9 protein-coding genes and 1 pseudogene are annotated in these 15,087 nt (G+C 54.7%); 3 read left to right on the top strand and 7 right to left on the bottom strand.

Annotated elements, in window-relative coordinates:
- Window positions 1-237 precede the first annotated feature (237 nt).
- From glgX to MMC1_RS07705, 4 genes and pseudogenes are all read right to left on the bottom strand, one after another.
- A pseudogene (gene glgX, locus MMC1_RS22535) lies at window positions 238-2,382 on the bottom strand (glycogen debranching protein GlgX); the annotation flags it as partial.
- Window positions 2,383-2,522: 140 nt separating this feature from the next.
- Window positions 2,523-6,215: a hydantoinase B/oxoprolinase family protein gene (locus tag MMC1_RS07715; protein ID WP_011713173.1), complete on the bottom strand. Its 3,693-nt coding sequence runs from the start codon at window positions 6,213-6,215 to the stop codon at window positions 2,523-2,525.
- A gap of 2 nt (window positions 6,216-6,217) precedes the next feature.
- On the bottom strand, window positions 6,218-6,673 hold the full coding sequence (dtd, locus tag MMC1_RS07710; RefSeq protein ID WP_011713172.1) for a D-aminoacyl-tRNA deacylase: 456 nt from the start codon (window positions 6,671-6,673) through the stop codon (window positions 6,218-6,220).
- A 99-nt stretch (window positions 6,674-6,772) separates the two neighbouring features.
- Complete coding sequence (locus tag MMC1_RS07705; protein ID WP_011713171.1) at window positions 6,773-7,525, bottom strand: response regulator; 753 nt, start codon at window positions 7,523-7,525, stop codon at window positions 6,773-6,775.
- 538 nt (window positions 7,526-8,063) lie between these two features.
- Here MMC1_RS07705 and MMC1_RS07700 point away from each other — a divergent pair.
- Together MMC1_RS07700 and MMC1_RS19840 are read left to right on the top strand one after the other, a co-directional pair.
- Window positions 8,064-8,366, top strand: coding sequence for an Hpt domain-containing protein (locus MMC1_RS07700; protein WP_011713170.1), 303 nt, complete (start codon window positions 8,064-8,066; stop codon window positions 8,364-8,366).
- 27 nt (window positions 8,367-8,393) lie between these two features.
- The gene (locus MMC1_RS19840) at window positions 8,394-10,109 is read left to right on the top strand and encodes a GGDEF domain-containing response regulator (RefSeq protein ID WP_011713169.1); all 1,716 of its coding nucleotides are present in this window, start codon (window positions 8,394-8,396) and stop codon (window positions 10,107-10,109) included.
- A gap of 105 nt (window positions 10,110-10,214) precedes the next feature.
- Here the strand turns inward: MMC1_RS19840 and MMC1_RS07690 are convergent, their stop codons facing one another.
- On the bottom strand, window positions 10,215-10,901 hold the full coding sequence (locus MMC1_RS07690) for a precorrin-2 dehydrogenase/sirohydrochlorin ferrochelatase family protein (protein WP_011713168.1): 687 nt from the start codon (window positions 10,899-10,901) through the stop codon (window positions 10,215-10,217).
- Window positions 10,902-11,045: 144 nt separating this feature from the next.
- Here MMC1_RS07690 and MMC1_RS19835 point away from each other — a divergent pair, with 144 nt between their 5' ends.
- Window positions 11,046-11,417 (top strand): DUF2249 domain-containing protein, encoded by a 372-nt coding sequence (locus MMC1_RS19835; protein ID WP_011713167.1) that lies wholly within the window; start codon window positions 11,046-11,048, stop codon window positions 11,415-11,417.
- A 67-nt stretch (window positions 11,418-11,484) separates the two neighbouring features.
- On the opposite strand, the gene MMC1_RS07680 is transcribed toward MMC1_RS19835, so the two are convergent.
- The gene (locus MMC1_RS07680; RefSeq protein WP_011713166.1) at window positions 11,485-12,246 is read right to left on the bottom strand and encodes a methylenetetrahydrofolate reductase; all 762 of its coding nucleotides are present in this window, start codon (window positions 12,244-12,246) and stop codon (window positions 11,485-11,487) included.
- 583 nt (window positions 12,247-12,829) lie between these two features.
- Window positions 12,830-14,428: an IS66-like element ISMasp4 family transposase gene (locus tag MMC1_RS07675; RefSeq protein ID WP_011712137.1), complete on the bottom strand. Its 1,599-nt coding sequence runs from the start codon at window positions 14,426-14,428 to the stop codon at window positions 12,830-12,832.
- Between the last annotated feature and the right edge of the window lie 659 nt (window positions 14,429-15,087).

Here is a 15,087-nt window from a genome sequence, read left to right as displayed (position 1 = left end):
CATAGCGCGTCGCCAAGGCTCCTCTTCTAAGCGAGTCAGGCTGGCCCGGATCTGCCCTTGATTGTCCGCAGCCAGATCCATCGCCCCCAAAAAGCTCCTTAACGAGGCATCCGGCAGGTCAAACCACTCTCCAAAGACGGTCCAGTAACCTCTATCAATACCGGCAGCCTCGGCCAACTGCCTGAGCAGTTCATGCTCATCCCCGCTGGTAGCGGGCTTGGGTTTAACCTCCACCGCCCGCTCACGGCGTTGCAAGACAAACAGCACCGCACTGCGCCCACCCATTTGATAGCTGTTGACAATGCCTGGCTGTGGCTCATCACAACCGCCACCCCTCTCCATGGTATCCAACAGCCGGGTCCAACCGCTGCCATCCTCAACCTCTGGTAGATGGAACGGTAGCGGCTCATGGTGGCTATTAAGCAGCAGCAGAAAGGTATCATCCACCTGCGCATCCCCGTAGCGGGAGAGAAATTTTTCCCCCGCCTCACCCGACAGCAGCATGCCCAAACAGAGGGTGTGCACATTATCCCAATCACACCGCTCCATCTCCCGGCCATCGGGGCGCAACCACACCACATCTTTAACCTCAAGACCGGTGATTTTTTGACCATTAAAAAAGCTATGACGGTGAAAAACCCCATGCTCACGACGCAATTTAATCAGAAAACGGGTAAAAGAGAGCAGCTCTTTGGCCTCTTCATCGTGCTCATCCCAATTGACCCAGCTAATATCATTGTCCTGGCAGTAAGGATTGTTATTGCCGTTCTGACTGCGCCCGCGCTCATCCCCCGCCACCAACATGGGCAAACCTTGCGAGAGCAGCAAACTGGTCAAAAAATTACGCATTTGACGCAGGCGCAAAATCCGTATGGCGGGCTCCTCGGAGGCCCCCTCTACACCACAATTCCAGCTATCATTGGCATCACGGCCATCCCGGTTATCTTCCAGATTATCGCTGTTGTGCTTATGGTTATAGGAGACCAAATCGCGCAGGGTAAACCCGTCGTGGGCGGTGACAAAATTGATGCTGGACCAAGGCCGCCGACCATTGTGGTTAAAGATATCGCTGGAGCCCGTCAACCGTGAAGCCAACTCCCCTGCCATGCCCTTATCCCCTTTCCAATACCGGCGTATGGCATCGCGGTAGCGGTCGTTCCACTCGCCCCAGCCTGGGGGAAAGTTCCCTACCTGATACCCCCCATCACCAATATCCCACGCCTCGGCAATCATCTTTTTGCGTGACAACAGCGGATCCTGGGCAATGGCATCCAGAAAACCGGAGTGGCGGTCAAAGTGGCCATCGGCCTCCCGCGCCAAGGTGGTGGTCAAGTCAAACCGGAAACCGTCCACATGCATCTCGCCTGCCCAGTAGCGCAGCGAGTCCATCACCAACTGCAATACCTTGGGATGACGCAGATTAAACGAGTTGCCGCAACCGGTAAAATCGCGATAGTAACGGTTATAGCCCGGCTCTAATTTATAATAGGCTTTATTATCAATGCCCTTAAAGCTCAGAGTTGGCCCTTCATGGTTGCCCTCTGCGGTGTGGTTGTAGACCACATCCAACAGCACCTCGATACCCGCCTCATGGAACACCTGCACCATGGTTTTAAATTCGCGGATGGCGTCTGGCCCGCTGGCAAACCGAGGATTGGCCACAAAAAAGGCCAACGTATTATAACCCCAATAGTTTGAAAGCCCTTTTTGCGCCAGATGCCACTCATCCACCGAGGCATGCACCGGCAGCAACTCCACCGAAGAGATCCCCAAATCTTGCAGATAGCTAATCACCTCTGGCGCACACAGGCCGGCAAAGGTCCCCCGCTGGTTTTGCGGCACCTTGGGGTGTTGCATGGTAAAACCACGTACGTGCATCTCGTAGATAATCGAATCCAGCCAATTCACATTGGGGGGTTGCTCACCACCCCAGGTAAAGGCGGTATCCACCACCACGCATTTGGGCACATAGGGGGCGCTATCCAGATCACTAAAGCTTAGATCCCCCAAGGGATCATCATAACGATAACCAAACAGCGCTTCATGCCACTGCAACTGTCCGTTAAGCAATTTGGCGTAAGGATCCAACAGCAGTTTATTATGGTTAAAACGGTGGCCATGTTCCGGCTGATAAGGGCCATAAACCCGATACCCATAGAGCTGCCCAGGACGCACATCCGGCAGGTAGCCGTGCCACACTTGGTTGGTATACTCCGAGAGGGAGATGCGTGCCGTTTCACGAAAGCCATCGGGACCAAACAGGCAGAGTTCCACCCGCTCGGCATGCTCAGAAAAGATGGCAAAATTGACCCCACGGCCATCCCACGTTGCACCTAGAGGAAACGGATTCCCGGGCCACACCCGGATAGAAGATCGGCTCACAAGCACTGCCCCTTACGCAAACATCACAATTCAAAACACCCTACTCCACCGTGGAGCAAACCGCCTAAGTGTACGACCTGAGGCCACACAAGAAAAGCTTTTCATAGGGTTTTTTCTTTTAGCGACCAATAACCATCGGTTTACTCTGGCTTACCATAGCCCCCCCCACCGGGTGTTTCAATCCAGATGGCCTGCCCCGCTGCCAAGTTTACCTGGGCGCGGCCATCCAAGGGTACGCGCTGGCCTTGGGCATGCTCAATCCACTGCCGCCCCGGCCTACCCGCCTCTCCCCCATGCAAGCCAAACGGGGCCAAGCGACGCCGCTCGCTCACCAGCGACAACACCACCGGCTGCAAAAAACGCAAGCCCCGCACCAGCCCATCCCCCCCTCGCTGTTGACCCGCACCACCCGAGCCAGAACGCCGGAAAAAACCCAATACCTGCACCCAAGGAAAACGATGCTCCATCACCTCAGGATCGGTCATACGGGTATTGGTCATGTGCACCTGCACCCCGCTGGCCCCCGCCCCTTGCGCGGTGGCACCACTGCCCCCACCGATGGTTTCATAATATTGCCCACCCTGCCCATCCTGACGACCAAACAGCAGGTTATTCATGGTCCCCTGCGAAGCCGCCGCAACCCCCAAGGCACCCAACAACACATCCACCACCCGCTGACTGGTCTCCACATTCCCCCCCGAGACCGCCGGGCTGCCTTGGGGATTAAGCATACTCCCCAAGGGCAGCACCATGCTTATGGGCTCCATACAGCCATCATTCAGGGGAATATCCTCATCAATCAGCAGTCGCATGCTATACAGCACCGCAGCCCGTGTCACCGCCGGGGGCGCATTTAGGTTCCCGCTATGACAGCCCGCTGTGCCGCTAAAATCAATATGCGCCCGCACCCGCCCCCGCTCTCGGCAGAGATCAATACAGACCGCCACCACCGAACCATCATCCATGGCATCGCTAAAGCGATAACGACGGCTCGCCGCACCCGCCAAAAAGGGTTCCAAGGCCTGTTCCATGGCGTAGCGGGCACTGTGGCGCATCTGCTCCATATAGAACTTTACCTGCGCGACACCAAATTGCTCGCAAAGCTGCTGCAAGCTCTCAAGCCCTGCCACACAGGCAGCCATCTGCGCCTGTAGATCGGCCATGCGCTCACTTATATTACGGGCCGGATAGGGGCCTTGACTCAGTGCCTCCACAATCGCCTGCCGCTGTAACACCCCTGCACGCACCATGCGCAGTTGGCGCAACACCACCCCCTCCTCCACCAAACTTGTGGCAAAGGGGGGCATTGAACCGGGTACCGTACCGCCGATGTCGGCATGGTGCCCACGGGCAGCCACAAAAAACTGGGGGGGTTCTCCCTGGACCGCCCCAAACAGCGGGGCCATCACGGTAATATCCGGGAGATGCGAGCCCCCGCACATGGGATCATTACTGGCATACAGATCCCCCGCTTCCAGGTTGTTCCCCACCTGGGCCAGCAGGTGTCGCACACTCTCGCCCATCGCCCCTAGATGCACCGGCACATGGGGGGCATTGGCCACCAAGCGCCCAGCCCCATCAAATATGGCACAGGAAAAATCCCGCCGTTCTTTGATGTTGACCGAGTGGGCGGTGCGTGCCAAGGTCTCTCCCATACGGGTGGCAATATACTGAAAACGGTGGTTAAATAGCGCCAACCGGGCAGGATCAGCCCCCTCGCTGGGGGCGGGCTCGCCAGGATTTGCCGGGACCGCCACCTGAGGCTCGGCCACACGACTAAATTGCAGCATGCCTTGCTCATCCTGCTGCATGGAAAACCCAGGCTCTAACACAAACACCGTGTTCGCTTCCACCACCAGCGCCGGACCCCGCACACGCTGCGCCACCGGCAGTTCATCCCGCTGATAGAGCGGAGTCATTTCTGGCCCCGCTGCGGAAAACCAGACCGGCACCATCGGCGGCGGCCGCGTTGCAACCGCCCGCGTGGTGACTTTGGGCCGTGCATAGCGCGGAGCCGGCAGGCTCACCGACACCTCCAGATGCACCACCTCCAGCGGAGCCGCTTCTGGGGCAAAACCAAAGCGCGCACGATGCGCCTGGGCAAATGCGTGCTGCACCGCCGCCACCGTCTCCTCTAATGGCAGGGTAAGGGTGGCATCACTGCCCACCACCCGCACGGCTACCCGCAGGGTAGCCTCCACCCCGCTGGTCTGCTCCCGCCCCTCGGCAAACAACAGCTTACTTAACTGGGCCACCCACTGATCACCCCGTTCCCGAGTCTGTGCCAAACCTGCGCCATCCAAGGGTAGTAGCAGACTCTCTACCTGGGTGCGTCGATGCGGGGTGTGGGCAATCCCATAGGCCGACAACAACCCCGCCAGTGGATGCAGATGTACCCGTGCCATACCCAGGTTACGGGCAATTCCACAAGCGTGCTGCCCACCAGCCCCGCCAAACGCCACCAGGGCATGCTGGGGCAGATCCAACCCCTGGGCAATGGCGAGGGTACGGATGGGTTGGCACATGCTCTCATTGGCAACCTGAATAAAACCCAAGGCCAGCGCCTCCACCGAGCTCACTTGCCCACCCGCCTGTTGGATCTCTGCCAATAAGCGCGCAAAACCGGCTCGGGCCGCTGCGCCATCCAGGGGGGCATCGCCATGGGGGCCAAACAGCTTGGGCATATGATCGGGCTGAATGCGCCCTAAAACCAGATTGGCATCGGTAATGGCCAAGGGGCCACCCCGCCCATAGCAGGCCGGTCCCGGCTCAGCCCCAGCCGAGTGGGGCCCCACCCGTAACTGGCGGCCATCAAAACGCAACAGCGAGCCACCCCCGGCGGCCACCGTCTCCACATGCAGCATAGGGGCTTGATAGCGGATGCCCGCCGTCTCCACCTCCAACACCCGTTCCAGGTTACCGGCATAGTGGCAAACATCGGTGGAGGTCCCCCCCATATCGAAGCCAATCACCTGCGCTTCACCCTGCTGCTGCGCCACATGGGCCACCCCCAACACCCCACCCGCCGGCCCAGAGAGGGTGGCATCTTTACCGGTAAAATGCGCTGGCGGCAACAGGGTACCGGCACTGCTCATAAAATGCAGCGGAATCGCCCCCGTCCAGCGCTGTAATTGACGGGCATAATGGAGCAAGACCGGGGAGAGATAGGCATCCACCAGCGTGGTCTGCCCGCGCCCGGTGATTTGAATGACCGCCAAGGCAGCATGGGAGGTGGTCACTTGGGCAAAGCCCATCTCCCGAGCCATCTGGGCCACCTGCTCTTCATGGGCGGGATTGCACCAAGCATGCAGCAAGACCACCGCAACCGCAGTAATGCCTTGCGCCAAAAAACCGTTCAAAGCCTCACGTACCACCGAGCCATCGGGTTGGAGCGCGGGCGTGCCGTCGGCCAACATCCGCTCAGGCACCTCAGCAACCGCTTGATAGATCTGCTCAGGCTGGCGAATCGTCAGCTCAAACAGATGGGGGCGGCGCTGATCCCCTATGGCGAGCAAATCCCGAAAACCTTGGGTAATCAACAGCCCAACAGCGGCCCCTTTACGCTCCAACAGCGCATTGGTGGCCACGGTGGTGCCTAGGCGTATCCATTGGATCTGTGCCTCGGGTAGGGCCGCTTGGGCGGGCAAGCCCAGCAAACGACGCATGCCCTCAATGGCGGCATCGGCATAGAGGGGCGATTCGGAGAGCAGTTTGATGGGCACCATCTCCCCCTGCGGGTCGATGCCCACCACATCGGTAAAGGTACCCCCACGATCCACGGCAAAGCGCCATGCTACCGCCGATGCGTCCCCTTGTGTTGGCGCAGCGCCCACAATCAACCCTCCTGGGGTGGCAGGTCTAACCAAATGGTTACCGGGCCATCATTGATCAGTTTAACCTGCATATCCGCACCAAACAGACCCTGCGCCACCACAACCCCCTCATGCTGGTTTAGCCGCTGGCAATAGTCAAGATAGAGCGCCTCAGCCCGTTTAGGCTCCTCCGCCAACGAAAACGAGGGACGATAGCCTTTGCGCATATCCGCGGCCAGGGTGAATTGTGAAACCACCAACACCTCCCCTTCAATATCTTTTACGGAGAGGTTCATTTTACCCGCTTCATCGGGGAAAATACGTAAACGGGCCACCTTGCGCACCATCTCTTCAAGCTGTTTTTCGCCATCCCCGCGCTCCACCGCCAGCAAGACCAACAGACCCCGCTCTACCGCCCCCACCACCTGCCCCTCCACCACCACCGAGGCTTCTGACACCCGCTGCACCAATGCACGCATAACGCTTTCCTACAGGTAAAAAGTAACGCCCATGTTAACGCACAGGGCCACCCGTTACCGGGTGGCCCTGTCTGCGACAAACATCTTAATATCTCGGGCTTATTCGGCGATATTTGGCGACTCTGCAACCGCTTCAATCGTGACCCGCGAGCAAAAAACATAGCCCGCATTGCGGACCGTTTTAATCAATGAAGGATCTTTGGCATTGTCCACCAAACGTTTACGCAGACGACTAACCTGCATATCAATGGTGCGCCCAAAGGGCTCTTGGTCTTTACCATAGGTAAGATCTAAAATTTGGTCCCGGCTGAGCACCCGATTGGGATGGTGCAAAAAGACCCGCAGTAGAGCGTGTTCACCGCCGGTCAACACCACCTTATTGCCGCTGGGGGCAAACAGAGTGCGCGAAGGACCATCGACTGTCCAACCCGAAAAATGGTAACTAAACTGTTCAGGATTATCTAAAATGGTCTCAGGCAGAGAGCGGGCGCGACGCAATACACTTTTGATGCGCGCCAGCAGCTCACGGGGATGAAACGGTTTGGACACATAGTCGTCAGCCCCCATTTCGAGACCGATGATACGGTCCATCTGCTCCCCTTTGGAGCTCAGAATAATAATCGGTAAGTTAGAGCGCGCCCGCAGTTCGCGGCAAAGCTGCAAACCATCTTCGTCGGGTAAAATCAGATCCAGCACCACGACATCAATCTGGGTCTGTTCCAAAATTTGTTTCATCGCGCCGCCACTGTCGGCCAACCTCACGCGAAAATCACGCTGCTCTAGATAGTCACCGACCAGCCGCAAAATATCTGGATCATCATCACAGACAAGAATCTGCCCTTCACTTGACATGGTATCTCAAACACCTTATCCAAGAAAAAACCATTCCGTTATGACCCCAGCCCATTCACCCTTGGCACCAGCTTAAAGAGGGTTTGTATAGACCATGCGAGAATAGAGGAAAACCACCGTATACAAAAACTCGACACCCCCGATGACAATCCCTACACGCAAATCATACACCTATTATCCATTTTTTCCAGCCTTCAAATGCGTAACATTGCGTAACTCAACAGAATCATTCTCCCCCTCTGTATCAACCATCGAGGCTGTGGAAGAGCGATAAAAAAACTTAACCCAAAATTTTGTTCCCCTTGCAAAATTTAACGAAACCACGCTTTTCCGACCCTTGCAACAAGTTTTTCTTAGCGAAAAATGGAGGTTTTGGCTATTCTATGTGGGTGGCAATCAAGGTGCATACATGATATGGATGGCGTCAGATGGCCTTTTGTTTCGCCTGATTACTGCGTTACGCAGACGGTACCAACGGAAGCGCTTTACCTTTTAATTCTGTTAGCTGCCTTGTGCAGCTCGTATGACGGAGGATTACATGTCCGACCCCATCAAAGTTGTCATTGATGAAGATCTTGAAGATATTGTGCCCGGTTATCTGGAGAATCGTCGCAAAGACATTCAAGACCTTGAGAAATCTTTACTGGATGATGATTTTGAAACCGCAAGCATTTTAGGACACCGCATGAAAGGTTCTGGTGCGGGGTACGGCTTTGACCAAATCACCGAAATTGGTCGAGACATCGAAATCGCTGCCAAAAATTCTAACAAAGAGGGCATTGCTGTCGGTGTTACCCAATTAAAGGATTATCTGGAACGCGTAGAAATCCGTTACGAATAACCTTATAAGCCTTGAAGTTGGGGTCCCGTGCATATTGCCATTGTTGATGACTCTCCAGATGATCGTTTGCTCTTGATGCGTATCCTTAGCAAAGCGGGTTATAGCACATTACAGCTGCACGACTCTGGCGAAGCCTTTTTACAAACCTTGGGGTTAACACCAACGGATACAGCGAGCATTGCGCCGTTTAACCCCCCCCATACCAGCCTGCCAGACATCATTTTTATGGATGTTATGATGCCGGATATGGATGGCTTATCGGTGCTACGGCAGCTCAAAGCCAACCCGCCCACCCAGAATATTCCGGTCATTATGGTCACGGGCAATGATCGCCCGCGTGATCTGGCCCACGCCTTTGAAGAGGGGGCCACCGACTATATTACCAAGCCGATTCGCCGGGTTGAACTGCTGGCACGTCTGCGTTCCATCATTAAGTTAGAGCGGGCCATGCAGCAGGTACGCAGCAGTGAAAAACGGCTTAGAGATCTTACGGCTTCGTTGGGAGAAGGTTTGTTGAGCGTGGATAATGCCCAGCGCATCATCTTTCTTAACCCCGCTGGGGAAAAGTTGCTGGAATATAGCGAGTCTGCCCTCCACCTAACCACATTAAACGAGCAATTGATTCCCCACACTTGTGGCAGTTTGCACGACCAGCAGAGCGCCGATCACATGCTGGCCGCCCTGCGTGGTGAAACCGAACAGATCAGTGGCGAAACCCTGTTTCGCACCCGCACGGGTAAGCTTATACCCATCTCTTTTAATGCCGCACCCATCCTGGATGGCCATTTTTTGAGCGGCGGTGTGCTCTCTTTTCGGGATATTCGCGATCAACGCGAAAAAGAGGAGCGGCTCAAGCTGGCCGCCAAAATCTTCAACCACAGCCAGGAAGGGCTGGTGGTGCTGGATGCTGAGCGCATAATCGTGGATGTCAACCCGGCCTTTAGCTATATCACCGGTTACACCCGCGAAGAGGTCATTGGCCGCTCGCCTGAACTGCTACGCTCACAACGTCATGATGCCGCTTTTTACCAATCTATCTGGCAGCAGGCGGAGAATCAGGGAAATTGGCAAGGCGAGATCTGGCGGCGCCGTAAAAATGGCGAGGAATTTCCCGAGTGGCTCTCTTTAAGCATCATTCGTGGTGAAAACCAGCAGATCAGTCACTATATTGGCCTGTTTTCCGACATTACCACCCGTAAAATTGCCGAAGAAAAGCTTAAACACCAAGCCCATCACGACCCGTTAACGGGCTTGCCCAACCGTTCGTTGTTAGAGGACCGTTTGCAACAAGCGGTCTCTAAGGCCAGACGCTATGAGGGCAAAATTGCAGTGCTCTATATTGATCTTGACCATTTTAAACCGGTCAATGATAACTATGGACATGAAGCAGGAGATGCCGTCTTACGGGAGATCTCAGCACGCATCCGCTATGAGTTGCGCCAATCGGACACTGCCGCGCGGGTAGGTGGGGATGAATTTGTGGCCGTGCTTACCGAAATACGTGAAGAACATTTGGTTATGGGGGTGGCGCAAAAGCTTATCCACGCCATTCAAAAGCCCGTCAACTTTGGCAACGAAAGTTTCCAGGTCGGCTGTAGTATTGGTATTAGCCTCTATCCGATCCACGGCAACAGTATCACCAAACTGCTTAAATCTGCCGATACGGCCATGTACCGCGCCAAGCAAGAGGGGCGTAACCGTTTCTGCGTGGCCACCTTGGATAAGGAGACGCAAAATCCGTAAAGCCCTCGCCCGCCCCTAACAAAATGGCGTAAACACACCGACCATCCTCCCCTTTTCCAGAAGGCAACAAGGATGTGGCTACCGCTTTGTAAAAAGCCTTTCCCTTTACCCTTTTTCCTGCATGTTTGTCACCTCTTCAAGCGCCTGCTGAACACGCCCCAATGCCGCTTGCTCACCCTGTTGCACATAACACTCGACCAAGCCTTCTTTAAAGAGTGTCGACCAAAATGTTGCCCGCTGCGCAAAGCCACCCGTCAAGCGCGTTTTTACCTGTTCACGCTGCCCGCACAACCAAAGTGCCAGAGCACCTAACTGGGCAGGCAACAGCGCTTCAATCTGCTCCCGCACCCAGCGCGCTAAAGCGGGGCTGGCGCCCCCTGTTGAAATCGCCACTGAAACCACTCCTCGCTGGATTTGGGCCGGCCAAATCAGAGAGCAATAGCGAGGCTTATCCACCACATTTAAAAAAATTTGGCGCGCTTCACACGCAGCAAACAGATTGGGTAACAACGCCGTATCGGTACCACTACAGAGCACCAACCACACCCCTTGCAACCATTTTTCAGTAAACGCTTCTGTGACCCACTCGATGGGGTATGCATCCATCAAACGTTGCATGGCGGCGGTGGGCTCGGGTGCTAACCAGATCACCTGCGCGCCTGCTTGCAGCAGCTGTTCACACTTTTCAGCCGCTTCACCATCGGCCCCGACCACCAAACAACGTCGCCCCTGTAACTGCATAAAAAAGGGCTGTGGCTTGGTCAAAAGCGGTGAATCACTGCAATTTGTCATCAAAGATATCCCTTTGTAGAGAGCAACCAAGCTTGCATGTGGCGGCAGACCCACCAAGCCGTTTTACAACCGTTAGGGCGACGAGGTGTTGAATGAATCAGCTTTTTTTTGCATAATGGGGGTTCTATTTAAGGAGGGTTATCCATGTCACGCCAGACCGACCAGCATCTCCCCAAGCAAGTGGCCTGTAACCACCCTTGTAAACCGCTGCCCTCCCCATTGCGTGGATCTGCCGACATAGACCCAGCTTGGTACGAAAACCCAACCGTGCATCAGGTTGTGGATGTACGTGAACTGCCACCCCCGCAGCCGCTGTCAGTGATTTTAGAGGCGGTGGTTGGCTTGCCTGTTGGAAAACAGCTTATTGTTTACCACAACCGCATGCCTGCCCTGCTCTACCCCCGCTTGCAGGAGCGTGGATTGTGGGCTGACACTCAAGAAGATACGGCCATCGGCGTGGTTTTAATTCGCATTGCTCACCAGCCCATCTCGGCAAATCTCCAGGCCATTGACTAATTTGCTCCCCCAAACAACAAGCGGCCAGCCCCACGAGCCGCTTACTGTTTAGGGGGATTGGCGTACCTTACTCGGCCAGCACACCCGCCAGATAATCTTCTACCGGAACCCGGATCGGCATAAAGTAGATATGGTGACCCATCTCATGGATCATATCCAACACATCCCGCGCGAAAGCCTGGTTCCAGGCTAAATCGGCTTGAAATGAGGCGGGAAAAACCACCCGATTCACCCGTGACCAGTAATTTTTAGAAGCCTCTGTCACCACCGGTGATAGCCCCCACCACACCGCACACCCTTGCAGCTGATCCGCATAGATCTGCATTAAGCGATGGTCAAAAAAGGGCTGGGTAAAAAGGCCCGCCGCGCCCGCTTCCAATTTTTGTTGGGCATACGCCAACTCATGCTGGATGTTGGTACGGTAGGGGTCCAGCGCAGCATAAACTTTAATATGCGGTGCCAGCGTTTTAAACCGCTGGATAATTTCCAACGAGTCGGGGCCGCGATGCACTTCACCCGCCACCGGTTCATCACCACTAATAACCAGCACCTCTGTAATGCCATTGGCATCCAGCACATCAAGCATGGGCAGTATCGGTTGCTCGGGCATATCCATGGCGCGCAAATGAGGAATGGCACTGGAAAAATGATCTTTCGCCAACACACAACCGTCCCAACTGCGGATTGGGTAACGAACCAAATCTGGTATGTTAATGGTGGTGATCTGGGGAAAGTGTTGGTGTACCCGTTTTATCTCATCTTTTAACACTTCAACATCTCGTGGCACCAACTCAACAGAGAGGCGACAGTTGGCATTTCGCAACGACATAAGGCGCTTTCCTTAGCTTATAACCTCGACACCTTGGGGTGCCAATTTCTATCTACCCTGAGGCATTTTGAGCCATCGCCTGACGCTATTAGCCGACACACCGCTCAACACCCCCCTCGTCCGTCCACCGAACACCTTCTCGACCGACGCCGCCTCTATAGTGCCCTAATGCAATAAAAAAAGTCCACCCCAGCCACACCCCTCATTGCGAGCATTCACAGCCACAAGGTTGGAGCCCGTCCAAACACCCTCTCACACCATACTATAGGGATTTGACGGATTGCCAAATAATTGGTCAGATCAGTTAACTCTTCGACCTTTTTTAACACTAAGCCATTTTTTGGGTACTCTTTTTCCCGCAATTGCGCGCTAAAGAGAGCAGCCTGAAAGAAGGTGGCGCACATATGCGTTCTGTGCCGCAATTGACAACCAACCCCGCCTATCAGAGAGCACTGATACTTTGCGGACAAGGGCAAGCAATCCCTGTTTTTTTAAAGCTTTAAAAGATGCTGTAGCCTATATGCACCCTCCCCCAACGCGCTGGGGAAACCTAGCAAACCGTAACCGTTCAGAGACCCCGATATCAAGCGGCTACTGGAGCCGGTAACGGCGGTACGAGGTTTCCCTTTCTCCGTTCAGCAATCACCTCAGCAAGATAGTCCCAGGGAGACACGTTCCGCAATCGGCAAGTTTCGATGACGCTAGCCAGCACACCCAATACCCGACTCCCTTCTGCCGTACGAGTTCCGTGGCTGATCAGACGCGCAATGACCCAGTGGCGCAGAGCCCGCTCCGCATCGTTGTTGGTCAGCGGCAGCCCTGGAACTCTCACAGGTTGCCAGATAACATCCCAGTCATTGAGAAGCTCAACGGCAAGGCTGCGAACTTTCTCGGACGGGGGATAATCTCTGTACAATTCGCAGTATCCCTGGAATTCTTCCAAAATCGACTCGGCAGCTGGCGGATCCGATCCATCTTTGACCTCTTCGACCATGTATTCCAGGACCTCCAATACCCTGGAGCCGAATCGTTTGCTCTCTTTATCCAGGCTTGTCGACAACCCCTTGGCTTTTCGGATCAAGTGCGCCCAGCAGCGCAGCCGCCTGGAGAAAATCCGGTAGTTCATGAGTCCATCGCTCATTAGCCAGCCTGCATATTCCTCGGTCAGGATATCAAGGACCATTTGTCGAGTCCGGCGTCCCACGCAAAACAAGACCGTATTTGCCGTCGCGAAAACCCAGAGCCACAAAGCTTGACCTTTTTGCTTCCAAGGCGTTTCGTCTACATGAGCCAGAGCGGATGCACGAAGTTCGGCAATCAGTTCATCCTGAACAGGGGCGGCAGCCAGTCCGACCTCACGTATGCAATTGTCGATGGTCCCGACACTCAACTCCAGGCCGAACCAATCGATCAAAAACTCCTGAACCTTGGAGCGAGACAACCGCATCCGTTTTGCGAGCGCAACAATGAAAGCAGCCAACATGGGGCCGACAATACGCCATTCACTCAAACTGGTTGCGGTTTTGCGTCCTGCAATCTCAAGTCTATCCCCTGTGCCGGGACCGGTACATGAAATATGGCCGCATCTACAGGCAACTTCCCCAAAAAGGTGCTTGGTCCCCTCTAGCCTCAATCCAGGCTGATCCGGGGCACCCCTTATCAGATCGATGGTCACATAGCCGATTCGAGCTGTAAATCGAGCATCCAAGGGAAGGGCAGCATCGCAGGCAGCACACGTTTCCGCTCGATGAACCACGGTACTCCGAATCGGAATTATCTGCGTTCTGCCGAATCCCTTGGCCCCAACTGGCTTCCCAGCCCTGCCTTTCGGCTTCTTGCCTGAGGAATCCGACTTACCATTTCCTGGAGCAGAGGGAGTAGAACTGCCGGATGGCCCTGGTGAATCATCTCCATCCGCATCATCGGTTCCCTTCTTCTCCACCGGCGAAACGTCCTCTTCATCCTCATCCGAAAGCGTTTCGTCTTGCTCAACTGGAATCCCAAGGTACGCCGGACGACTGCTGGGCGGCTGGGAACTGTTGTCGGGTGTTCGGTTCAAACGCTCACGAGATTCCTTGAGATCCTCCAACATTTTCCGGCTGACGGCCAGTAACTCTGCAGACGATAGTGAGGAGAGATATTCCTCATCAATCTGGAGCAGGTCGTGATCTGAAAGCTTCATGGTTCGCGCACCACATCATCGCCGGTGAATGAATCCTCGCACACATGATAACACGGGTTTCCAGGAAGAGATTTTTGCGCTTCTGCGCCCCATTGGATCCAGCGCAAAAATTCGCTCGTACCCGGGGGTGGGCGCCACAGCTGAAAACCCGCCAGAACTCTCCTCAAGGCTTTGATAGGCAAAAACAGATCGGATCGCACTCTCCTTCTGAAATTTCACATTTTCGACGAAAATCGTGTCAAGGATATTCTTTGCCATGGTCAAACAAAATTGGCGCTATTCCCGGCAGTTGACTCCTTCTCAAACGGTGAACATCCTCACTGAACGAGGGGTCTCTGAACGGTTACAGCAAACCACAGAATGCCCTTAAGGCTTGCTGCCTTACAGCGCGCGCTGCCCTACCCATTTTTCATCTACAGTCATGCTCATCTGAATTTTTTACCATTTTTTTGTTACATCCTTTTGCAACCTTGACACATATCATGTATTATGAGCGGCGTTGGCACCCTATAGGGCGTTTTTAGTGTGCTTTAAGTTGGCATAAAGCCCTAATATCGCACCAATGCTGTTTGCCTATTTTTTTTTGCCTCTTCGCATGGATAAAAGCAGATAGCGATTTTTTTTAGACTTACCATCGTCTTTAAGTACGCGAACAGGCC

This window comes from Magnetococcus marinus MC-1 (assembly GCF_000014865.1).
Lineage (GTDB): Bacteria > Pseudomonadota > Magnetococcia > Magnetococcales > Magnetococcaceae > Magnetococcus > Magnetococcus marinus.
Note: the sequence above shows the minus strand (reverse complement) of the source record. Positions and strands in the feature narration are given on the sequence as shown.